Origin of the sequence: Paenibacillus curdlanolyticus YK9, assembly GCF_000179615.1 — a bacterium.
GTDB lineage: Bacteria > Bacillota > Bacilli > Paenibacillales > Paenibacillaceae > Paenibacillus_T > Paenibacillus_T curdlanolyticus.
In genome coordinates, this window is the sequence record NZ_AEDD01000003.1 from 459413 (window position 1) to 480657 (window position 21245).

A 21245-nucleotide genomic window follows, 5' to 3' on the forward strand; every position below is an offset into this window, starting at 1 on the left:
TCGCCCCCTTCAGGTTTAGGCCCGTGCAACGCGATCCAGCTTGCCTGACACAAATGCATCGATCGCGTTCAAGGTGCGAAAATAGTCCAAATTAAGATCCTTGTTCTCTACCCGAATCTGAAACTCTTTCTCCAGAAACAAAATCAACTGCATTGCGAATAGCGAGTTAAGCGCCCCCACTGCAAACACGTCCTCGTCGTCTGCAATGTCTTTTCGACGCAGCGCTTTCAACAAAAACGGCTTCGCTTTTCCCTTCACATCCAGCTCAAGCATCCCGTAAGCCCCTTTCACCTCTATGCATAGTCATAAAAGCCCGCACCGGTTTTCCTGCCAAGACGATTCGCGGCAACCATCTGCGCCAGCAGCGGACAGCATCGATACTTAGAATCTTGGAAGCTGTCGTAAAGCACGTCCAAGGAGCGTTTGACCGTATCGAGCCCGATCAAATCGGCTGTCTCAAGCGGCCCCATTTTATGCCCGAAGCATTGTTTGAACAGATCGTCGACTTGCTGCGCCGAAGCGACTTGTTCATGCAGCACAAACATCGCTTCATTCATCATCAGATGAGAGACACGGTTGGACACAAAGCCGGGCGAATCGTTAACGACTATCGCTTGTTTGCCCAGCGCTTGCAGCAGCTCCACCGTTTCGCCCAGCGTCTCTTCGTTCGTATGAAAGCCTCGTATAACCTCCACCGTTGAAATAAGCGGCACCGGATTCATAAAATGAATGCCGACGACCCGCTCCGGGCGGCGAATATGCGCAGCCAGTTCCGTCACCGGAATACACGACGTATTCGCCGCCACGATACAATACTCGGAAGCGATCTCGTCTATCTTCCGATATAGAGCTGCCTTAATCGCGCGATCCTCCGTGACGTTCTCAACAATAAAATCAGCCTCCGACACCGCCTCGTAATCGAGCGTAAAGCGAATCCGGTCGATCGTGCCGGCGAATGCTTCTACTCGGCCCCGTCCCGTCAATGCCAACAGCCGCAGCTGATTTTCCAGCTCCTCGCGAGCCTGAACGAGCGCCTGCTCGCTAATATCGTGGAGCGTAACGTCAAGATTGCCCTGCGCCAGAAACAGCGCGACCCCTCTGCCGATCGTACCGGCTCCCAGTACGCTTGCTTTGCGGATCATAATCGACTCTCCCCTTGCCGCCAGATTGTGGGCGCTGCATCATATAACAAATAATTAATGTCTTTCTCGGCGAAAATCAGCCCGTCCAGCGTCTTCACAACGGTCGCATAATTATCCGCCGTAGGCGCCATGCTCGCCTTGACCGTGAGGTTCAAAAACCGCTTCCACTCTGTCACCGTGGCGTACATGGCAGGGACAGCTTTAGCAAGCTTGGGATAACGGAATTCCTCGCATGCTCTCTCTACGTAACGCGCGAACAAATTTTTGCGTGTCGGAACAAAATACGTTTTGCCGTGCAAATCCTGCAAAAACCGCGCCCGCGTTTCTTCGTCCGCTGCAGCATGCTGTACAACCGCGTCCTTTAATGCCGCCAACGCCTTCGCGCCGAATTGGACATCGCCTCTATCCCGCTCGGACGTCGTTGTGCCGTAAAATCGATCGATGCTTATGCCGACGGCTTGCGCAATTAGCTCGCGACTGTCGGCCTGCCAGCCTCCCCGCTCCAGCTCCGCCCATAAGTAGCGAATCGGATTACCGCTTAGCAGCCCGTCTGCCGGATTTTCGGAGCTGCGCGCATCATCGATTACCGCATAGCTAAGCTGCCCTTGATAATACCAAGGGGGGTACCAGTCGATAATATCCAGCTGATCCTCTTCCATGCCGCAAACGAGAAGCGCATGGTAGGAATGTTTTTTACCGAAATAAGGCGTGTAGGGCAAATAGTAGACGTCCACCGCGGCTACGAAAGGAATGCCCGCTTTTAGAAGCATCTTGTTCCGCTCCCAAATCTCGACCGGCGAAATCGTCATGTCATCCGTCATCACGATCTTGTGGCGAAACGAAGGAAGGACGCTCGTATAAATATCGCTGGTGGAAAACGAGTAGCCAAGCGCGTCGTCCTCTTTCCGAGAAAACCGCCAGTCCAGCGTACAGTCCAGATAGTAGAATGCATTGGGCACTCCTTGCATTTCGAGCCATTGCCGATAACAGTTTTTGAAGCAATAAAACTCGAATGCGGGATCAAAAGCTCCCAGAGTTTGCGTTACGGGCGCTACGCGGTTCATCCGATCGCCTCCGACACCCGAGTGCTTACGTAATCGATGAAGCAGCCCACCGTATTGAAGCCTTCGCCGACCAGAATCTCGTCCTCGAATTCAAAATCATATTCCGTTTCGATGCCGACCACGATTTTAATAAACGACACCGAATTGAGACCATAATCGAATAGGTCCTCGTTCACGTCCATCGTGTTCGCGTCTAAATCCGGATGATCCATGACGTCTCCGATCACTTTTCTAACGGTTCGTTCAATCGAGGTGTTCTCCATTCGCACATATCCTCCAAACTTGCAAGCAGGTTAGATGCCGCTTGCTTCAATGGCCTGCTCAGCCAGCATGTGATAAATCTCTTCCTCCTGACGGACGATCTCGTTCCATTCGCTGATCAGCATCGTCCTGGGGGAGTCAAACCGCCCGGATAAAAATAACTTCAAAAAGAGCTTGTGCATCGCATTCCAATGCTTAAACAATTGTTCGGCTTCCAGCGCTGGGCGGATCAGCGCCGGGACCTCCCCCTCGACTTCATGCGCCAAATACGCCAACACTTTCGCCAGCTTTCTGCGGCTCCTTCTGTAGCGGTCGAATTGCAAATAAAACCGCGACTGCTCGTATACCGGCTCGCCCTCCGATTCGCGCGCGAAGTTAAACGAGTGGGCGAGCTCCTCCCCGAATCTTCGCAGCGCATCCAGCGTGCCGGAGGCATGAAATTCGCCGGCAATTCGGGACAGCCATGCTTTGGCCGTGAAGGAGGTCGATGGCTGCTGCAACTCGTACGTATAACAATTAAGCGCGCCCTGAAGCAAATGATCGTGCGGCAGCGTAATTTCGCTCTGACCGTAATAGCTGTCAACGCCTATGAAGGAAGCGTCCTCTTCCGACCACCCCGTAATGCATACGCCATGATCGATGTGACCCTTCCGATAGGCGGTAATCCACGGGCACCAATAGCCGTCAATGTCCAGTGCGACGGGCTTGCCGAGCTTCAATTGGCTTACGATGCGGCCTGCAAGCTGCTCCGGCGCTTCCGAATAGATCAGAACGTCAATGCCGTGATGGTCTCGAAGCAGCTGATAATTTGCGCTGCTGGGCAAATCAAATTGAAGCCTGTCCCCGATTTTAGGCAGGTGGGGAGCCGCTGAGGATGCCGTATATTCGAACCGCCAGCAGCTCGCATACATCAGCATCACGTTCCGCTCAAGCCATGCCGCCAATGTACGGAGCGCTTCCTCCGTACAATTGAACGCCTCGTCATGAGGAATAGACGGTACGGTTATCATCGACGCGACCCGCCTCCTGTCCAATGTAAACTCGCCTGCCGGTTTCAAACGATTCGATCGCCGCATAGCCCAATTCCAGCGCTCGCAAGCCGGCGCTGCCCGGGATAGGCGGCGGTTCGCCTGCCGCTAGGCAACGCACCAGCTCGCGTACGTGCTTGTTCAAGCTGTGAAGAACGGAACGGTCTTCATCGTTAACGAGCCCGGCCTGCCAGACGGAGGCGGTTTCGTGCCCGATTCGCTGCTGCGAATAACTTCGAGCAAGATCCTCGATCACGATGCGTCCCGTCGTTCCGACGATTTCCATCCGTTGAGACGCGTGATAATTGTCAGGCGCGTCATAGGTCCCGACAAAGCTGCCTATCGCTCCGCTCTTGAACCGAACGGACAACGCCAACGTGGTAAACCCTTTAGCAGTCATGTCGGTCATTTCGGCCACCACGCTTTCCATTTCCCCGCACAGATGCTCCATTAAATCGAGGCCGTGGCATTGCGTTTCAAGCATGTTGCCGTACGGATGATGCAGGCAGGAGCCTTGCTGTCCCATTCTCCAGGTGGCAAATACAATTTGACCGATTTTTTTGTCCATGACGGCTTTATGCGCCATCTGCACCGGCTTGGCGAAACGATGCATCATATTGACCGAGAAAAATAAGCGCCGTCTTTCCGCCTCCTGAACGAGCCTTCTCGCCTCTTCCACGCGCATCGTTAACGGCTTCTCCGTCAACAGCGGAACGTTGGCTTCAATGACGCGTAGCGCCAACTCGAAGCATTCTCCGGGGGGCACACACAGGCTGACCAGATCCGGCCGCTCCTTGTCCAGCATGTCGGCCACATCGAGATAATAGGGCGCATGGAACGCTTCGGCACGCGCTTTCGTTCGCTGCTCGGTCCGGCCGACGATAGCGCATAATTCCGCTTGCTCCAAGCCGGCGAATGCCTTCGCATGCTGAAGCCCCCACTGGCCAGCTCCAACAAGGGCGATGCGAATTTTATCGCTCATGCTAATGCCTCCGTTTGTTCAGCTTGCATTCTGTCTAACGTAGGAAACGAGTGCGCTAACCGTTCCAAAGCTTTCATAGCCTAAAAAATCAATATCAAATTGAAAAGCAAACTCGCCTTCGATATCCAGCACTGTACGAATAAAATTGATGGAATTGACGCCGATGGAATCTAGCTGCGCATCTTCCTCAAGCCGGTCGATATCGACGGCGATATCGACATGGCTCGATAAAATCTCCTTGACCCGGCGCTCCAATAATTCAGCCATCCTTCACCCTCCTGCTCTAAGATTCAATGTCGCCGCTGCGCCCGTTTGCTCCCCGTTAGGAGGTCGGGTGCGGCAGCGCCTTCCGATCGATTTTATGATTGTGCGTACGAGGCATTTCCGCTAAGCGCACGAACACTTCCGGCACCATGTGAATCGGCAGGGTCGCGCTCAGCGTCTGTCTCCACTCCGGCACCGGCACTTCGCGGTCGGCGATATAATATCCGCAAAGAAAGTACTGCTCATATTTTCCTAAAAACACTGCTGCTGCGACCTGAAGCGCCGCAGGATGCTTGCGCATTGCCTCTTCGATCTCGCCCAGCTCCACCCGATGGCCCCGGATTTTCACTTGATCATCGACTCTACCCAAATAGCGCAGCGTCCCGTCAGGGTTCCACCTTGCCCGATCGCCCGTTCGATACATTCTTCGCAACGGATCGTCCGGCAATGGCGTAAATTTGGCTTCGTTCAACGCGGGCCGATTAAGATACCCGCTCGAGATGCCGACGCCCGTCAGGCAGATTTCGCCCTCCGCTTCTCCCGCAACGGGGCAGCCGTCGTCGTCAAGAAGCCGCACGTCGATATGGGACAGCGGCCGTCCAATATCCACCTCCGACTTGCCGGTCAACTCACTTATCGTCGCCCAAATCGTAGCCTCAGTCGGGCCGTACAGATTATAAATCGCTGCCTTCGTCTTCCGACTTAACTGCGCCAGAAGGGAGCTCGGCAATCGTTCTCCGCCGAGCATAATGGCCGATACGCCAGTCAGGCACGCGAACTCGGGATCTACGATTTCGATCAATTGCATTCTTGACGGCGTCATTTGCACCGCATCCGGACGATGCCGCATCATCGCTTCCTTCAGCTTCATCGGATTTCGCTGCTGCTGCTCGTCCAACAACGCAACCGTTACCCCAAAGCTCAAAGGCACGATCGTCTCCATAATGAAAATGTCGAAGGAAATCGTCGTTAACGCCAGCATCGTATGCCATTGAGCAATCGGAAGCGCCTGGCCAATCGCCTGCGCAAACCCGGCCAGCGCTTGGCGTTCAATTTGAACGCCTTTGGGCATTCCCGTCGAGCCCGAGGTGTACAGGACATAGGCCAGCTGATTGCCTGCCGGCTCACAGCTAACGATCGGCTCGCTTGCACAGCGCTCAATTGCCGTATCGCGAACAATATGCAAGCCTTGCCGCTCTTCCAACGCTTCGATATCGGTCAAAACCAGGAGGCAGCCGCTATCGTTAAGCATGTAATCGATGCGTTGTCCCGGCAGTTCGGGATCGATCGGCAGCATAGCCCCGCCTGCTTTCAGAATGCCAAACAGCGACGCCAGCATGAAGCTGCTGCGTCTGACCAACAGCCCGACCAGTTGGCCCCGATCTGTGCCCGCCGCCTGAAGAGCAACAGCTATCGCGTTGGCTCGCTCGTCCAGCTCAGCAAACGTTATCTCTTCACCCTGATGCACGATCGCGATGCGATGCGGCGCTTCGCTGACGACTCGCTCGAATCGATGCAGCACATCGATGCAGCCGCTCGACGCATCGGTCTCGCGAACGGTCACGTGGTCACCTTATCGGACACAACCGCGTGTGGCTTATCCGCTGCCGGGCTTGCTTTCGTTTCTGCCTTCTCCTCGGGCCTTCCAGTCCCAACCTCCTTCAGGCCTGCCCCCCACCTGTAGACGTTCTCTGCATCCTTGATCTGATCGATCAGCAGCATGTTGCACGCCAGATCCTTCTCCCGCAGCGCACGGTACTGATCCATCAGCCGATTTCTAAACGTGCGGTCTTGGCTGACGACCAGCTTGAACAGCGCGTTGCGGCAGCCTAATGCGCTTTTCTCCAAATCGGTGAATACCGCCATTTGATCCGGCTCCAGCTCGATTGCTTCAAATTCCGATAAATATTCCACGCGCATTCTCATCGCCTTCGCATGGTTGGAAATATAATTAAAAATACGGAAATCAACATATTTTTTCTCTAACGCATCTTGGATCGCGTCATAGCATTTGATACCGTAATACACATTGTTATGCGTGTCCTCGAATCCGTCCGTATACCGCTTCAACGCATATTTCAGCTCGCCCTTGTTAAGCGGGATGTGCTTGTCCGGATCGTATTTGAATGCCAGCAGATGCTCGAAATTAATGTTTTTGCTGCACTCGTAGCTGCTGTACGCTTTTACGAAATCCGCATATTTGACCGCTCTGAATTTATAAGCGACATTGCGGTCGAACGGCCCGTAGAAGTCGGCGAGGTGCAGGACACCCTCTTCATCGTCGTAGCCGTAAATCAAGGTGCGGCTGTTGTAGTGCATCCGCCTGTTGTAGAGCGCGTACGGGATATAGAAGCAGTCGATCTCAAAAAACATATAATAATCGTTGTCTAGCGTTTCTTTGACCATGTCGACAATCGTGTCATACTTTTTCTCCAGCGTATCGCGGTCATAAGCCACACGCTTCAGCAGCTGGCAGTCGTGAATGGTGCTATCGGGGAAAGGGCGGTCGAAATAAACATGCTTCGTCCCCTCCGGACGAAAGCAATCCAACTGGCTCGTAAATGGCTTATCGAAGCCCATCTCCTTCGTATCAAGCGGGTCATAGCACCATAGATCGATAAAATTGCGAACAAACCATTTTTTCACATTTTCATTGTTCTCGTGCGGCCACAGAACCGCCAGCATATTAGCATCATCTTTATCGCATGCAATCGGCGGTTGAACGACAGGCAATATTTTTTGGCTCATTCATTACAGCTCCTCTATCGCGGGATGGGTTTCAAAGCTTGCGTTCTTGCTTCGTTTCGGCTCCGATAGCGGCATGGCGCGCTTGTCCGCCCCATCGGCGCCTAACAGCCATTTCAACGAAACTCCTGCTATGATGGACGTAAAAATCGCCATAAGGACGATAGCGACAAACATCGCCTCATCGATGACCTTCAGCTCCAACGCAACGGTTGCAATGATGATCTCAACGGCGCCTCTGGCGTTCATGCCCATGCCGACTGCCGCCGAGCTCTTAGCGGACATGCCCCCGATTCGCGCTCCGATTCCTGCTCCGGCGATTTTACCGATACAAGCGATCGCGATGACAATAACGCAGAGCAAGAGATTGAAATGCTGAAAGAAGTTAACCTTAAAGCCTACCGAAATAAAATAGAGCGGGGCAAAGAAATCGATCGAAAACCGCTGAATGACCGACTGGGTGGCGGTTCCTTCCAATCGCTTTCGCATTGCTACCCCTAAAATAAAGACAGCGAAAAACGGATGAATGCCCAGCCATTCTGCAATTCCCGAAATTAACAGAATAATCAGAATAATTGTTTCAAACAGCTGCTTCGATCGTTTTGCAGGCCCCTTCTGTGCAGTTCTGCGAAACGATAGCTTGCCGGAGCCAATAAACAGCAGCAAGGCCGGAAAGCCGACGTATTTGAGCACAATCACGAGAAGACCGACTAGACTGCCGCCTACGCCTAGCGAGCTGATCAGGCAGGAGAACACCGTCCAACAGATCAAATCGCTAATCGTAGCCGAGCTCAAGATGACGGTTCCTTCTTCCGTGTGGATCAGGTTCAAATCCATCAGAATCTTCAAAATGACCGGCAGCGCGGAAATCGATAATGCGATCCCGATAAACGAGCCGTACGTCCAATCGTCCACATGGACGTTCGCCCCCTTCATCATCGGCAGCAGAAATACCGCAGCCAGGCCAAGCGCGAAGGGCAGCAGCATGCCGAACAAGCTGGAGTACACGGCCGGCCTCAGTTTGCGGGACACATGCTCCATGTTTACCTCCAAACCGGCAATGAACATGAACAGCAGCATGCCGATTTGCAGCAGTCCGTTAATTTCCGGCGTCAGCTTGGCGAGCGAATGCAGCATGTCATAGCTCGACGAAACGTTCGCTTGCGCGATGAGCGAGCCTACGACAACCCCGCCGATCAGTTCGCCGATGACTTTCGGCTGCCCGAGCTTGCGCGCGAGAGCGCCTGCGGAAATCGAAATCATCATAAACAAGGCAACTTGAAAAAATAAAAGGATGAGATGCGAGTTATCCAATCGGCTCACGCTCATTTCCTAGCTGCGCGCCTGCCTCCACGTCCAAGAGCTCGTCCCTGAGCCATCTGCAAATCGTGAGGTCGGCTGTCCGAAGAAGCTGAAGCTTGCTCTGGATCATGGCCCGCAGCCCTGCATGTCCATTGGCGTAGCGGTATTTCAAATAGGTAAACCGCAGCTGATCGGCCTCCTTCTCCATCGTTTGAAGCAGGCTGTATTGCTCGGTATTTTCCTGTATAAGCCCAAGCTCGATCAGCATTTCGTATCGTGCCCGCATCATTTTCTTGTGCTCGTATACGGCGTGGAACGAGCCGAGATGAAGCAGCTTCAAATCGTCCAGGCTCTGCTCCATCAGCTCGTAAACGCGCAAGCCTTCGATCATCCCCTGCTTGGGCGGATTCAAGTAACCGTCTAGCCCCTCAATCAGCTCCTCCTTACGAAACGACCACGGGGCATCGGCTTGTTCCAGCGTAAACACGCTAAGCTCCGCCTGATTGGCCGCTTCCTCATAGCCATCGAAAGCATTCTTTATTGCTTCAAAGGACAATCGTTCGAAAGTAAACTTATTATTTCGATAATTATCCGCGGCATGGATTGTCTGCTCGTTCTTATCCACTCCGTACAGCAGAGTCAGATGATTGAAATGCATCTTGCCGTACTGTTCAGCGCAAGGAATATAAAACTTGTTCAGCATGACATACAGATATATGCCTCGCTCCACGCAATCCTCGACCGCCCCGACAATTCCGACAGCGCTCTGAGCGATAACGCCGCGCGGCAGCGCCCGTTGCATGATGAACGGGCAAGCCTCGATCAACCCTCCCCGAAAATCGCGAGTCGAGCTGATAATGTACTTCTCCTGAGCAAACTCGTCCTCTATCGCATATAAATTCACGAACTGCGAGATGAGCCAGGACTTTACCTGATCTTCATTCCTCCTGCCGTTAAGCAAAGCCAGTAAGGTCGCTTGCTCGTTGAAAGCGTCGAGCAGAGGCTCCCCCACTGGTAATTGCGCAGAACTGTGCATGGCTGCTCCTCCTCGTTTATGCGGATGCACCTTCATAATCCCGAAGCGACATTAACCAGATTTTACGCGATATCCAGAACAGCAAGGGCGTTATGGCAAAGCTCAGCAGCCAGACGTAACCGATCTTATTTAATAGAAAGGCAGAAGGAACATAAGAGACGAAGCCTAATGGAACCAAATAAAGCATCAGCTTTTTGACAAGCGCCGGATAGATGTCGAACGGCTTTTTACAAAACTGGGCAAAGGTTAAAAAGATCGAGTCGACATAATCGATTTTTATCGTTTTGAACGCGAACGAGCCGAGGATGAAGACGATCGAAGCAAAGCACAGCGCCCCGTTTATGACCAGCAGAATATAGAGCAGCAGCTTATATACCGGCAGCCCAATATCGAGCTGCGCAAGCGAGATGGCCACCACGCTAACCCCGATGGAGAAGGCATATACGAGTCCGACGTCTACTCGATGCGTCATCGCCAGAAATTGCGTATCGATCGGCTTAAGCAGGAAAAAATCAAGATTGCCGGTTCGAATCCGCTCAGACAAATCGTTAATATTCGGCAAGAGAACGGAAGTAAACAAGCTGTCGACGATAAAGTAGGTGCCGATCAGCAAAATAAACTCTTCCTTCTGCCACCCGTACATCATGTTCGTATAATTATAAAAAATGAACGTGATGAAAATTTCCTCCATCGTCCAGACAAGATTCACCGGCAGCATCAGCAGAAAATTGAACTTATGCTGCATTTGATTGATCAGACTGAACTTGAAGCTCTTAAAAAAGATATAAAAATAACGTTTCATGCTATCCCCCCGCCGCCGTAAACCGGGCAACCGATTTTTTCCAAATGGCATACATGATGAGCGTTATTACGAGTATCCATCCGATAAAATAGGCCAAATTAGCGGCATAATCTTGCAAGCCGACCTCACCGGTCAGCACCTGATAGGGATAATACACGTAATAGCGAAACGGCAAGTAGTCCAGCACATGCTGCGCCCAGGCAGGGAACAAATTGAGCGGAATAATCAAGCCGCAAAATACGGCCGTCACATGCCCCTTCACATAAAACAAAATCCACGGGTTATCAACCCAAAAGGCGATCAGGCCCAACAAATAATCGAATAGATAGTTCCATAGGAAGCTGAAAAACACAAACAGTAGAAACATTCCGGCCGAATGCAACGACAAGTTCGCATCGATGCCTTGGCTGCCGACGGAGAAGCAGTAATAAATAATGCCTCCGACTAAGCCGTTCAAAATAAACAGCATCGGAACCTTCGTCAGCTTGGTGCCGAACAAGTCGGCGAACAGCGCCAGCACATGCGGGTACGGCCGCATCAAATAAATGCTGAGCTGGCCGGTGCGAATATCATTGGACACGCGCTCCGAGATATTGTTGGTGCTGATGAAATCGAACAGCGTGTTCACGACAAAGATGTACAAAATCATATCGGAGAATGAATAGTGCTCGATCGATCCCCCCATATGAAACACGGCCCGCCACAAAAAAATTGTGATCAGCAACGAGAAGATTTGAATGGCCGAAGAAATGAAAAAGTTTCGATTATAGCTGAACGTAATCTGCGCGGAGAGCTTAACCGCTTTGAGATACTTTCCCATTTCCACTCACCTGCTCGTTCGTAATGTACTCAATGACGGTTCCCAGCGGGATTTCCGAAATCGTAATGTCCTCAATATTAAAACGCTGCATGATTTCAAATCCGATTCGGCTCACATCGCTGCGATCGATTTCCCAACAGGCCTCAAACGGCGAAAATTCCTTGATTTGATTAAAATAAAGCAAATCCTCTTTGCGGACGCTTTCGTTGAATTTGACATGAATCTGCTTCTGAAACATGTATTTGCGATAACAGTTTTCAAGAAGGTCATCATAGATGAGCTGCCCGTGGTTAATGATGACGACGCGCTTGCACAGCTCCTGAATGTCATCCAGAATGTGGCTGCTCAAAATAATCGTCATATCCCGGCTCGCCGCCTCCTCGCGTATAATGCGGCGAATCGAGCGGGCCGAGTAAATGTCCAGACCAATCGTCGGTTCATCGAGCAACAGCACCTTGGGCCGATGAATAATGGCGCCAATCAGCTCGGCTTTCATCCGTTGGCCAAGCGAGAGCATTCGCACCGGCTGCCGCAGGCATTCCTCGATTTGAAGACGCTCGGCCAAATGATGAACATACGCCATCGTCGAGCTTTTATCGCATCCGTAAATGTCGATCAGCAGATCATAAGAATCCAGAGGCGGAAGGTCCCACCAGAGCTGACCCTTCTGCCCCATCACAAAGCCTACTTCTTTTAAATACGGATTTTTTCGTTCCGACGGGATGAACGGGCCGACCCGTATAGAGCCTGCATTGGGATGAAGCAAGCCTGCGATCATCTTCATCGTTGTCGTTTTGCCCGAGCCATTGGGACCTAGAAATCCGACGATCTCTCCCGTTCGCAGCGAGAGGCTAATGTCTCTTACCGCTTTGATGTTCACATATTCCCGATGAAACAAGGACTTGATCGACGCTTTTAACCCCGGGCTTTTCTTAAACACCCGATACGTCTTTTCAATATTTTCTACGATGATATCCACTGCTGTTCCCCCCGTCCGATTGATTTGCGTTTAACGCGCAAGCGATGCCAAACCTTCCAATTCAGGCGCTTCGGCTGCTGCGGGGGGTTCCAGACGTATCGTTTGAGAACCGGTGAACCGCATAAAATCGATAAAGCACTCGCGGATCGCATCCATTACGGCAGTCGAGCGTTCCGCCCCCGGCTCCCACCACCAGTTTTTAATGACAAGCGTTTTCTTGCGTTTATCCAGGCTGGGCTCAAAGCGAGCAACGAAGCGGTCACCGCACATAACAGGCAGCACATAGTAGCCAAACTGCCGTTCTGCAACCGGCTTGTATACTTCCCACCGGTATTCGAAATCGAACAGCTCAAGCAGCAGCTTGCGATCCCACATCATATTGTCGAGCGGAGCAAGCACGAAAGCGCGGGAAGGATACCTCTCCCCTCCGATAATCGCTTCGAGCAGCGGCACATCCTCCGTTCGCATGTAGAGCGGATATTTGTCCAGCCCCTCGACTTGAACGGCTTCGATTTGGCCTTTGGCCTGCAGGCGCCCAAGGGCGTTCGTTCGGATGTCGCTCTTCAATCCGGCAATGCCAAGCCAGGCGTCGCCTGACTTATTCCAGAGCAGCCCGATGGCGCCGATACGACGCAATACGTACCACTCCCAATAAGTCTCGGCCGTAGGATTCGGTTCCGCTGCTTGCAAATAGGCCGAAGGCAAGTGGCTGCTTGCGAGATCGTATACTTTGCGGGTGCGCAGCTTGTGGTGAACGACGAGATCGCCCGTAAAATACAAGCTCTCCAGTACGGCCCGCGACAGCCGGGTTGGCGCCCACGGCCAGTCGACAATCTGATCGTAGCTAAGGTCGCCAGACGACTTCGGCCCTTCCGTTCGAATACGCTCCAGCACTTCCGAAGCGACCTGCTGCACAGGCGGCATCGCCCGCAGCCGATCCCTCGCCGCTTCTCGCAAGCGCTCAAAATACGGCCAATCCTCGCTCAGGTAAATGGACATATTTTTATCCCAGCCATCTACCAAGATCCTGTCCGAATAGAGCATCTCGTCTAGCATCGCCGAATCGAAATTCGGAATGCGCGATTGCAGCACCAGATGCTGATTGAATCCGACCACATTAAGCGGATCGAACTGAATGCAGCCCACTTTGCGAACGAAATCGGCAATCCCTTGCTTGCCCTCAAATCTGCGGGGCGCGATCAGCCCGTGATGCGCCAGTATAAAATGTCTCGCCTGTTCTTTGGTTATGATGCGGTTTCCGCTTGCCATGCTGCTTTTCTCTCCCTGTCGCCTTGATTGTTACGATACGTAATTAGGCTTTACTATTTTCCCGACCGAACCGATGATTTTGTTCACTGTTGTAAAATCCTCAATGCCAAACTCGTCGCCCAAAATGTCCCTGCCCACATACTCCTCAATCGAGGCGAGCAGATTGATTAACGAAAGAGAGGAAATGATCATGTTTTCGACGAGTTCCGTATCGTCATCAAATTCGACGACTGCGCCGAGCGATGCAATCTTCTTCAATACGAACGCGTGAAACTTTTGTTCAAAGCTTTCGCCAACCGTAGACATACTCATATTTTAACGCCTCCGTTATTCGTAATGGAAGTCCTTCCCATCAAACATTAGTTCGCCGTAATTTCGGCGTAGCAATTTCTCGTTTCGTACAGCTTAATTTTTTTCAACCAGTAGGGCTTCCCGTCCAGCGCATGCGTCAAAGCCGAAAAAATTTGCGAAGCGATATTTTCAACTGTGGATACTTCGAAATGATCGTTCAGATTGCTATGATCGTACCGGTCAAGCACCTGCTCCTGTACGACCCCCTTCAGCTCTTTGAAATCGCAAATCCAGCCGTCGCTATTCACCGGCCCTTCAATTTCAACCGTCAGCTCGTAGCGATGGCCGTGCATGCGGCTGCATCTCCCGAATGTCCCGACATCCGGCAGGAAGTGAGCAGCTTCAAACTCAAAATGCCTCCCCAACACCATGATCACGCTAAATCCTCCTTCGCTGTTTCGATCATTCTATTCAGCACTGTTACCCTACCCAGCCGATCCACAACGCCAATATCGCCCGTTCGAAACCAGCCGTCCCGCAGGCGAGGGTTTGGCTTCATGTCCCCCTCCGCGGTAATCATAAATTCCGAAACGGTGCGGCTTTTAATCATAATCTCGCCGGCCATCCCAGGTCCCGGGCTGTCGATTCGCACGTCCACGTTCGCAACCGGATGACCAACACTGTCGAACGTATCGGCTGTCGGTTTCGAATTCGCGCTAATCGTGCTAACCTCCATCATGCCGTACACCTGCTGCGGCCAGCTCCCGAACTGCTCGAAAAACTGCCGTGCGAGCCGTTCCGGCAACGATGAGCTAGAGCTAAGCATCCATCTCGTATGACGGAAGCCCGTTATTTTCTCGAAGCCGTATATTTGAAGACTCTCGAAAATTTCCGGCGTGCCGAGAAACACCGTCGGACGCTCCCGCTCATATTCGCCAATAAAGCGATTCGGCATAAACCATTTCTCGATGATGATGCGCGCACCCGCCCGGATCGGCGCGATCAAGCCCATCGTCAGCCCATAGCCATGGGACAGGGGCACGCTGCAATAGATTCGATCTTCATCCGTGTAGCCGAAGCAAGAAATAATGTTATGCGCATCCTCCGACAAGTTTGCCGAGGAACGTACGGCCATTTTGGGAGAGCCCGTCGTTCCCGAGGAGCATTGAAGAATGCTCCCCGTCGCCGCATTCCGGCTTTCAGCGCGAACAGCGCTTCCGTGCTCTTCGCTGCCTCCCGAACCGGTCCCCCACAGCTCGCTGGCGATGATGATCTCGCAATGGTCCGTCAGCTTCGGAAACCGCTCGCGCAGCGTGCGGGCTAATCCGGCCTCGGTAATGAGGCTTTCCGCTCCGGCCATGCGCAGCTTCTCTTCCACATCCAGACCGCGCAGCAGCGGGTTGAGCAGCAGCACCGAGCAGCCCAGTTTGGAAAGCGCATAAAGGCAGACAGCAAAATCGAACGAGTTATGAAGAAACAATCCGATTCGAGCGCCAGGAAGCCACGTTTCGCTCGCTAACCGTACGGCTGCATTATTGACGCGCCAGAGCAGCTCGGCATAAGTCAGGCTTGTCTTGCCGCTTATCAATGCCGGTTGAGCGGCATACAAGCGCGCCGATGTCTCCAAATCATGATATAGCACGGGATCGCCCTCCGCTTCCGCAGACGGCGACTACGAATTCGCCTGCTGCAATTGTCTTTCCGGGACGAAATTGATTCCCATGTAATCCTCGTTATAGAAATTCGTCTTCTCTTTCAACGAGGTGAAGAACGACTTGATATACGCGGTCCATTCCGTTTCATTCATCAAATAAGCGGAAATATTGCCCGAGTAGATGAGACCTTGCTCGGTAAGCCGAAGCTCATCCTCCACCCATTCCGCCAATCCCAACTCAACGACCGTTTCCAGCTTAGGCGCGAAACGCTCGTAGTCGGGAATGTCCTCCCGGCGAATTTTCATCGTAATCGGGAAAAATACCATTTTGCGGTCGTGATGCTCGGCAAGCGTCGATTTGTAAGCCAAGTCCGCCGGGAAGCGGCCTTCCGACACCTCCGTGATATACGTATCAAGATTGCACACGTTCTTATAGACATGACCGTCTACGTAACCGCGGGATGAAGCGCCGATGCCAAGCACGTTATTGTTGGTCAAATAGAGAAGGTCTCCGATATGAGGCTCCTGCTGCCTTCTCGAATAGGTGCTTGTAATAATTTGCTTGTACCCGTTGTCCATCAGCCATTGATGGCCGATTTTGAACATCATGAGCTGATTTTCCTGCGACGGCGAAATCTCGTATTTTTTGTTTTTGATCTGCTTGTCCAGCTTCGTATTCGGGAACACCGCCAAGTTGTACATATCGATATGATAAGGGTCCAGCTCGGTAACCTTCTCCAAATCCGAAATCATCGTCTCGATCGATTGATCGGGCAGGTTGTACATCATATCGATGCAATAATCCATACCCGCGGTTTTCAGCTTGTCGATGCCGCTGTAAATTTGGTCGATCGACGTTTTGATCCGCGTTTTTCTCCGAACGTCCTCATTGAAGGTTTGAATGCCGAAGCTGACCCGATTAATGCCCAGACTTAACAGCCCCTTCATATAGTCGACGCTTTTTACAGAGTTGATCGTCCCTTCCGAGGACCAGTTATCGTTAATTTCCACTTTAAAATGCTTATGAATCGTCCCGATCAGCCGCTCATAATCTTTCAAGCTCATCATGAACGGATTACCGCCTCCAAAGTGAACGGACGCGATTTTATGCTGTTGAAAATACGGCGTAGCCGCATACATTTCGATTTCCTTGACGACGGCATCCAAATATTCCGCATTGAAATCCCGGAATTTATTGACGCCCAGCTTGTAGTAAGGGCAGAAGGAGCATGCCGAGTCGCAAAACGGCACATGAATATACAAGTTCAAAGGCGCATTGGAGGTTGGTTCCTGTACAAAATTAAAAAAGGAATCTTCAAAGCTGCGGCGGTGCCTGGAATTAGACAGCTTCGGGTACACCCAGAAATCGTCCAAACGTTCCCTCAAATTCAATTTGCTCATCATCATTTCTCCTTTAATGGAATGTCCCCTACTTCGGGCGAGTTGCCGACCAATCTTCAAAAAGCCGTATGAACTTTCTGCTGCGGTTCCAATTGTGAAACAGCTGTTGGCACTCTTCTGTCAGCACCCCCCCTTTCAAAGTCATCTCATAAGCTGCATGCGCCGCGATCGTTCTGGCCGACAGCTGAATTTCCTTAAAGCCAAGCACCATTGAATCCTCGATGGTCAGCCCGTAAACGATGCGCGGGATACCCGCCCAATGGATGGCGCCCATGCACATCACGCAGGGCTCGGTCGTCGCGTATAGGGTCGCTTGCTGCAAGCTCGCTCGGTCCAGCGTGCCGCATGCTTCCCGTATCGCAATCATCTCTGCGTGCATCGTCGGATCCTTCGAAGACAAGCAGCGATTGCTTGCGATCGCAATTACCCGGTCATTGTGCACCAGGCACGCGCCAAAAGGGAATTCCATTCGCTGCGTTCCCTCCATCGCGCAATCGACCGCCTGCCTCATATACATCCGGTCAAGCTCGTCCTGCGACTGCGGCATGGACTGCACCTCCGATAAAGCCCGCTATTTTCTCAACCGTCTGGTAACGCAAAATCTCAGGCGCTTCCAGCACAATATCATGGGCCATCAATTCGATCGCAATGCGAACTGCAGAGATCGAGCTTCCGCCGATTTCAAAAAAATTGTCCCCGATATTGACTTCCTCATAGCCCAATACAGTCGACCATGCTTCCGCTAGAAGCTGTTCCGTCACGGAATATTGTCCGGAGGACCGGCCTGTCAGCCGCACTTTCGGGGGAGCTGAATGGGCAGGAGCATCAGCTGTATCCGGCGCCGATTTGGAACGAACGGCCCGTTTCGGAAGCTGCGCCAGAATGTCCTCCGACACCTGGAATGGCAAATAATCGATCAGCTCGAACGCTTCGCTTGCGTAATTCATGCTCCCCGCAATGAGTCTCGGCTGCCCTGAGGCAATGGCGGCATCGAACAGGCGCAGTCCTTCGCTTGCATCCAGCTTAAGAAAAATCGATCGCTCCTCCTCCACGGTTTTGCTTTCGTCCAAGCCGATGTTTTTCCACTCCGGCCAATTGATCGTTACCATGCCAGCTCTGCGAACCGCATAAGGCAGTGCATCCAGATAGCTGTTTCCTGCCGTATAGATCGCATTGGCTTGTCCCGACACAAGCGTCATAACCGATGAGAATAGTACAAAAAAGTCCATTTCCCACTGTCTAGAGCTATCCGCAACAATCCATGCCGCTTCAATTTTGGACGCGAACGAAGCTGATAGATGCTCGTCGGTCATCTCCGCGATCCGAATGTTCTCATCGGATACCGCGCAATGGACGATACCGTCCACTCGGCCATATTCAGCATAAAGGCTATCCAGCATAGCTCTTGCAATCGTTTCGTCCGAAACGTCGCATGGGATAACCCGAACGGTCGAGCCGTTCTCCTCGATCTGGACGACCGCGCGAATTTTGTTTTTCAAGCTCTCATCCGCGCTCTCTTGCAGGAGTCGCCCCCATTCGGCACGGTCCGGAAGCCCCGAGCGACTTAAAAGAACGGCCCGAACCGGGAAGTCCTTGGCGATATGCGCTGCGAGCCGCAGCCCTAGCCTGCCGGTGCCGCCGGTGATGATATACGTTCCGCCTTCCTTGATGCCCGCTGTCCGATCACTGCGCGGCTGGACGCGCAACGGACGGATCAGCTCGACGTATCGTTTACCGTCCCTGTAAGCGCAGCCAAAATCGGCTCCATGCCCACCCCGGATTTCTTCCAGCAATGCGTTTAACGACGTTCGCCGACCGATATCGACGGTGCGGCATCGGATATTCGGGTATTCCCAATGGACAGCTTTCGCGAATCCAATCGTGGCGTTGGACGTCGGCCTTACCTCATCGCCCGCGACAACCTCGCTCGCCCCGCTGACTGCAATTAGCAGCCTGACGCGGCGGTTCGCGAAATAGTGATCCAGCGCTTGAACGATATGAAACAACCCGTAAACGCCTTCTTGCAATTCGCCCCTAACTTCATGCAGCGTACCGGGCCGCTTCATTCCGGGCAATGTCGAGAGGACGACAACATCCGTAATCTCCTTATGCTGCAGCTCCTTCATCAGCTCCAGCATGGAAGCCGCGTCGCTGCCAACCGTGTATTCGTACTCGCCGTTCCGCTCGTAAGCCTGCCCCGGCATAATTTCATATACCGTTTGCCCCTCGCTTCGCAGCGCTTCCACAATGGAGCTGCCCGTCATAGCCCCATCCGTAAATATCGCCAAGGATAACGCTGCGCCCGCCGCCGCCCGGAACGCAAGCGGACGCTCCTCCCATTCCGCAGCATAGAACGATTCCCCTGTAGCGCTAACTGGCGTACGGCTTGCCGGCATGCAGATTGCAGAAGCGCGGAGCGGCACTTCGATCCAGCATCGGCTCCGTTTAAACGGATAGCCTGGCAGGCTGATTTTTCTGGCATCAGGATAAGCTTCCGTCCAGTCCAGCGGCTCCCCGGCCATAAAAGCGCTGCAAGCCGCTTCGATGCAAGCAGGCTCGGATAAGCTCGCCATCACGGCCGTCGCTTCCAGCTTTTCAATCGCTTCTCCGAGCCGCCATTCAGCGCCTCGTCCTTCGCATTCGTCCCACGAACGAGCAATGCGAGCCAGCTTGGCTGCCAGGTCGAGGACGGAAGACGCGACAATAGCCAGCCGATGCCGATAACGCGTTCTGCCCGTATTGGCCGTAAAGCAGATGTCCCTTAGCTCAAGCTCGGGGTATTCCTTCAAGAAATCGGCATAGCTCGAAATCATTATGCCGAGCCGTTCTTTCGTCGGCGCAGAAAGCGTAAATAGATGGCTTGCATAGTTGCTTGGCTGCCGCTCCGAATAACAAGGGGCCTCCTCCATCACGACGTGACAATTCGTCCCGCTAATGCCGAAGGAGCTAACACCGCTCCGCAATGGCCCCTCCTGCTTCCAATCTTTGAGCTGATTACTGACATAAACCGGCGAATCTTCGAAGCTGATTTTCCGATTCGGCATTTGAAAGTGGACGTTCGGCGGCAGCTTTCTTGCTTGCATTGCCAAAGCTGACTTAATTACCCCGGCCACGCCGGCTGCGCCTATCGTATGCCCGATATTGGATTTTACCGAACCAATCGCGCAAAACTGTCGTTTGCCGGTGTAACGCTGAAACGCTTTCCGAATGCCTTTCAGCTCCGTTGGATCGCCGAGCTTAGTCGCCGTTCCATGCGCCTCCACATACGTAATCGTTTCCGGAGGCACGGCCGCATTGTGCCAAGCTTCTACAATCGCATCCTCCTGCGCCGCCGCATTCGGAGCCGTTATTCCGATCGATTTGCCGTCCTGATTCACAGCGGAGCCTTTAATGACAGCATAAATAAGATCGCGGTCGTTCAGCGCCTTTTCCAATGGCTTAAGCAGCAGAACGCCTACGCCTTCGCCTTGTCCGACCCCGTCGCATTGATCGTCGAATGATTTGGTTTTGCCGTCAGAGGCTACGATGCCGATTCCTTCAACAGCCGGATTGATGACAGGCACAACAAAAATATTGATTCCGCCGGCAAGCGCATATTCGCATTCGCCTTGACGGAGACTTTGACAAGCTAAATGAATCGCTACTAGAGAGGAAGAACAGGAAGTATCGATAAGCATAGAAGGGCCGCGCAAATTCAATAGGTAAGCAAGTCTCGCCGGCAGCACTGCCGGTAAATTACCTGTAAACGAATCGCCTGCTAGATGCGGAGTGGTTTCAAAAATGATGTTCTGATAAACCTTAGCGGAAAACTCGGTCGGGAAGCCGACGTAAATGCCGGTTTTCGTCCCTCCCATCCGGCCGCAATAGCCGGCATCTTCAATCGCCTGATAGGCTGTTTCCAGAAAAATTCGCTGATGGGGGTCCATTAGCGCCGCTTCCCTCGGCGGAATTTTGAAAAACTCGTAGTCGAATTTATCAATTTCCTCCAGATAGGCGGCCTGCCGGTATAGTCGGCCATCGGCATCGTAGCCGATAGCATTGAGGTATTGTTCAATATCTTGCTTGCGCATTTCCGGACAGTCTCCTACGCAATCGAGCCCGTCTCGAATAATGTCCCAAAATTGCCGGTTGCCGCTTGCGTTCGGAAATCGGGAAGCCATACCGATAATCGCGATGTCGCCTTGATTGGTCTCTTTCACATTTGC

General features: G+C 52.6%; 21 protein-coding genes. All 21 read right to left on the bottom strand.

The genetic code is table 11. The annotated features are described in order from the left end of the window. Nucleotides 1-15: 15 nt before the first annotated feature. The 21 genes from PAECUDRAFT_RS07855 to PAECUDRAFT_RS24515 are packed head-to-tail and all read right to left on the bottom strand — an operon-like array spanning nucleotide 16 to nucleotide 21239. Nucleotides 16-273, bottom strand: a complete 258-nt coding sequence (locus tag PAECUDRAFT_RS07855) for a phosphopantetheine-binding protein (protein ID WP_006037584.1) — start codon at nucleotides 271-273, stop codon at nucleotides 16-18. Nucleotides 274-293: 20 nt separating this feature from the next. Continuing rightward, nucleotides 294-1142, bottom strand: a complete 849-nt coding sequence (locus PAECUDRAFT_RS07860) for a 3-hydroxyacyl-CoA dehydrogenase family protein (protein WP_006037585.1) — start codon at nucleotides 1140-1142, stop codon at nucleotides 294-296. After that, on the bottom strand, nucleotides 1139-2206 hold the full coding sequence (locus PAECUDRAFT_RS07865; protein WP_006037586.1) for a BtrH N-terminal domain-containing protein: 1068 nt from the start codon (nucleotides 2204-2206) through the stop codon (nucleotides 1139-1141). Before PAECUDRAFT_RS07865 ends, PAECUDRAFT_RS07860 begins: the two co-directional genes overlap by 4 nt. Next, on the bottom strand, nucleotides 2203-2469 hold the full coding sequence (locus PAECUDRAFT_RS07870; protein ID WP_006037587.1) for an acyl carrier protein: 267 nt from the start codon (nucleotides 2467-2469) through the stop codon (nucleotides 2203-2205). Before PAECUDRAFT_RS07870 ends, PAECUDRAFT_RS07865 begins: the two co-directional genes overlap by 4 nt. Nucleotides 2470-2499: 30 nt before the next feature. Continuing rightward, nucleotides 2500-3477: a hypothetical protein gene (locus PAECUDRAFT_RS07875; protein ID WP_006037588.1), complete on the bottom strand. Its 978-nt coding sequence runs from the start codon at nucleotides 3475-3477 to the stop codon at nucleotides 2500-2502. Then, nucleotides 3449-4477 carry a Gfo/Idh/MocA family protein gene (locus PAECUDRAFT_RS07880; RefSeq protein ID WP_006037589.1) on the bottom strand — a complete coding sequence of 343 codons (1029 nt, stop codon included), beginning with the start codon at nucleotides 4475-4477 and terminating at the stop codon, nucleotides 3449-3451. The genes PAECUDRAFT_RS07875 and PAECUDRAFT_RS07880 overlap by 29 nt, the downstream gene beginning before the upstream one ends. An 18-nt stretch (nucleotides 4478-4495) precedes the next feature. Next, entirely contained in the window at nucleotides 4496-4744 is a 249-nt protein-coding gene (locus PAECUDRAFT_RS07885) for a phosphopantetheine-binding protein (protein ID WP_006037590.1), read from the bottom strand. A 55-nt stretch (nucleotides 4745-4799) separates the two neighbouring features. Next, nucleotides 4800-6305: an amino acid adenylation domain-containing protein gene (locus PAECUDRAFT_RS07890; RefSeq protein ID WP_006037591.1), complete on the bottom strand. Its 1506-nt coding sequence runs from the start codon at nucleotides 6303-6305 to the stop codon at nucleotides 4800-4802. Beyond that, complete coding sequence (locus PAECUDRAFT_RS07895) at nucleotides 6302-7489, bottom strand: cysteine peptidase family C39 domain-containing protein (protein ID WP_006037592.1); 1188 nt, start codon at nucleotides 7487-7489, stop codon at nucleotides 6302-6304. The genes PAECUDRAFT_RS07890 and PAECUDRAFT_RS07895 overlap by 4 nt, the downstream gene beginning before the upstream one ends. A gap of 3 nt (nucleotides 7490-7492) precedes the next feature. After that, nucleotides 7493-8815 (bottom strand): cation:proton antiporter, encoded by a 1323-nt coding sequence (locus PAECUDRAFT_RS07900; protein WP_050794295.1) that lies wholly within the window; start codon nucleotides 8813-8815, stop codon nucleotides 7493-7495. Further along, nucleotides 8793-9824 carry a hypothetical protein gene (locus PAECUDRAFT_RS07905; protein WP_006037594.1) on the bottom strand — a complete coding sequence of 344 codons (1032 nt, stop codon included), beginning with the start codon at nucleotides 9822-9824 and terminating at the stop codon, nucleotides 8793-8795. Before PAECUDRAFT_RS07905 ends, PAECUDRAFT_RS07900 begins: the two co-directional genes overlap by 23 nt. 16 nt (nucleotides 9825-9840) lie before the next feature. Then, a complete protein-coding gene (locus tag PAECUDRAFT_RS07910) occupies nucleotides 9841-10626 on the bottom strand; it encodes an ABC transporter permease (protein WP_006037595.1) in 786 nt (261 codons plus the stop codon). A 1-nt stretch (nucleotide 10627) separates the two neighbouring features. Further along, nucleotides 10628-11446, bottom strand: coding sequence for an ABC transporter permease (locus tag PAECUDRAFT_RS07915; protein ID WP_006037596.1), 819 nt, complete (start codon nucleotides 11444-11446; stop codon nucleotides 10628-10630). After that, nucleotides 11421-12425, bottom strand: a complete 1005-nt coding sequence (locus PAECUDRAFT_RS07920; RefSeq protein WP_006037597.1) for an ABC transporter ATP-binding protein — start codon at nucleotides 12423-12425, stop codon at nucleotides 11421-11423. Before PAECUDRAFT_RS07920 ends, PAECUDRAFT_RS07915 begins: the two co-directional genes overlap by 26 nt. Nucleotides 12426-12455: 30 nt before the next feature. Then, entirely contained in the window at nucleotides 12456-13694 is a 1239-nt protein-coding gene (locus tag PAECUDRAFT_RS07925; RefSeq protein ID WP_006037598.1) for a winged helix-turn-helix domain-containing protein, read from the bottom strand. A gap of 30 nt (nucleotides 13695-13724) precedes the next feature. After that, on the bottom strand, nucleotides 13725-14006 hold the full coding sequence (locus PAECUDRAFT_RS07930) for an acyl carrier protein (protein ID WP_006037599.1): 282 nt from the start codon (nucleotides 14004-14006) through the stop codon (nucleotides 13725-13727). 47 nt (nucleotides 14007-14053) lie between these two features. Further along, the gene (locus PAECUDRAFT_RS07935) at nucleotides 14054-14416 is read right to left on the bottom strand and encodes a 6-pyruvoyl trahydropterin synthase family protein (protein WP_040711816.1); all 363 of its coding nucleotides are present in this window, start codon (nucleotides 14414-14416) and stop codon (nucleotides 14054-14056) included. Nucleotides 14417-14418: 2 nt separating this feature from the next. Then, nucleotides 14419-15627, bottom strand: coding sequence for a class I adenylate-forming enzyme family protein (locus PAECUDRAFT_RS07940; protein WP_006037601.1), 1209 nt, complete (start codon nucleotides 15625-15627; stop codon nucleotides 14419-14421). A gap of 30 nt (nucleotides 15628-15657) precedes the next feature. Then, on the bottom strand, nucleotides 15658-17040 hold the full coding sequence (locus tag PAECUDRAFT_RS07945; RefSeq protein ID WP_006037602.1) for a coproporphyrinogen-III oxidase family protein: 1383 nt from the start codon (nucleotides 17038-17040) through the stop codon (nucleotides 15658-15660). A 28-nt stretch (nucleotides 17041-17068) separates the two neighbouring features. After that, on the bottom strand, nucleotides 17069-17587 hold the full coding sequence (locus tag PAECUDRAFT_RS24510) for a nucleoside deaminase (RefSeq protein ID WP_006037603.1): 519 nt from the start codon (nucleotides 17585-17587) through the stop codon (nucleotides 17069-17071). After that, complete coding sequence (locus PAECUDRAFT_RS24515) at nucleotides 17562-21239, bottom strand: SDR family oxidoreductase (RefSeq protein ID WP_006037604.1); 3678 nt, start codon at nucleotides 21237-21239, stop codon at nucleotides 17562-17564. The genes PAECUDRAFT_RS24510 and PAECUDRAFT_RS24515 overlap by 26 nt, the downstream gene beginning before the upstream one ends. Nucleotides 21240-21245: the final 6 nt, after the last annotated feature.

Bases quoted from the DNA above. Each gene is read 5' to 3' on its own strand.
- PAECUDRAFT_RS07915 (WP_006037596.1), bottom strand. From the start codon at position 11,446: ATGGGAAAGTATCTCAAAGCGGTTAAGCTCTCCGCGCAGATTACGTTC.
- PAECUDRAFT_RS07880 (WP_006037589.1), bottom strand. From the start codon at position 4,477: ATGAGCGATAAAATTCGCATCGCCCTTGTTGGAGCTGGCCAGTGGGGG.
- PAECUDRAFT_RS07875 (WP_006037588.1), bottom strand. From the start codon at position 3,477: ATGATAACCGTACCGTCTATTCCTCATGACGAGGCGTTCAATTGTACG.
- PAECUDRAFT_RS07945 (WP_006037602.1), bottom strand. From the start codon at position 17,040: ATGAGCAAATTGAATTTGAGGGAACGTTTGGACGATTTCTGGGTGTAC.
- PAECUDRAFT_RS07855 (WP_006037584.1), bottom strand. From the start codon at position 273: ATGCTTGAGCTGGATGTGAAGGGAAAAGCGAAGCCGTTTTTGTTGAAA.
- PAECUDRAFT_RS07900 (WP_050794295.1), bottom strand. From the start codon at position 8,815: ATGAGCGTGAGCCGATTGGATAACTCGCATCTCATCCTTTTATTTTTT.
- PAECUDRAFT_RS07865 (WP_006037586.1), bottom strand. From the start codon at position 2,206: ATGAACCGCGTAGCGCCCGTAACGCAAACTCTGGGAGCTTTTGATCCC.
- PAECUDRAFT_RS07905 (WP_006037594.1), bottom strand. From the start codon at position 9,824: ATGCACAGTTCTGCGCAATTACCAGTGGGGGAGCCTCTGCTCGACGCT.
- PAECUDRAFT_RS07930 (WP_006037599.1), bottom strand. From the start codon at position 14,006: ATGAGTATGTCTACGGTTGGCGAAAGCTTTGAACAAAAGTTTCACGCG.
- PAECUDRAFT_RS24510 (WP_006037603.1), bottom strand. From the start codon at position 17,587: ATGCCGCAGTCGCAGGACGAGCTTGACCGGATGTATATGAGGCAGGCG.
- PAECUDRAFT_RS07860 (WP_006037585.1), bottom strand. From the start codon at position 1,142: ATGATCCGCAAAGCAAGCGTACTGGGAGCCGGTACGATCGGCAGAGGG.
- PAECUDRAFT_RS07910 (WP_006037595.1), bottom strand. From the start codon at position 10,626: ATGAAACGTTATTTTTATATCTTTTTTAAGAGCTTCAAGTTCAGTCTG.
- PAECUDRAFT_RS07935 (WP_040711816.1), bottom strand. From the start codon at position 14,416: ATGGTGTTGGGGAGGCATTTTGAGTTTGAAGCTGCTCACTTCCTGCCG.
- PAECUDRAFT_RS07870 (WP_006037587.1), bottom strand. From the start codon at position 2,469: ATGGAGAACACCTCGATTGAACGAACCGTTAGAAAAGTGATCGGAGAC.
- PAECUDRAFT_RS07885 (WP_006037590.1), bottom strand. From the start codon at position 4,744: ATGGCTGAATTATTGGAGCGCCGGGTCAAGGAGATTTTATCGAGCCAT.
- PAECUDRAFT_RS07925 (WP_006037598.1), bottom strand. From the start codon at position 13,694: ATGGCAAGCGGAAACCGCATCATAACCAAAGAACAGGCGAGACATTTT.
- PAECUDRAFT_RS07895 (WP_006037592.1), bottom strand. From the start codon at position 7,489: ATGAGCCAAAAAATATTGCCTGTCGTTCAACCGCCGATTGCATGCGAT.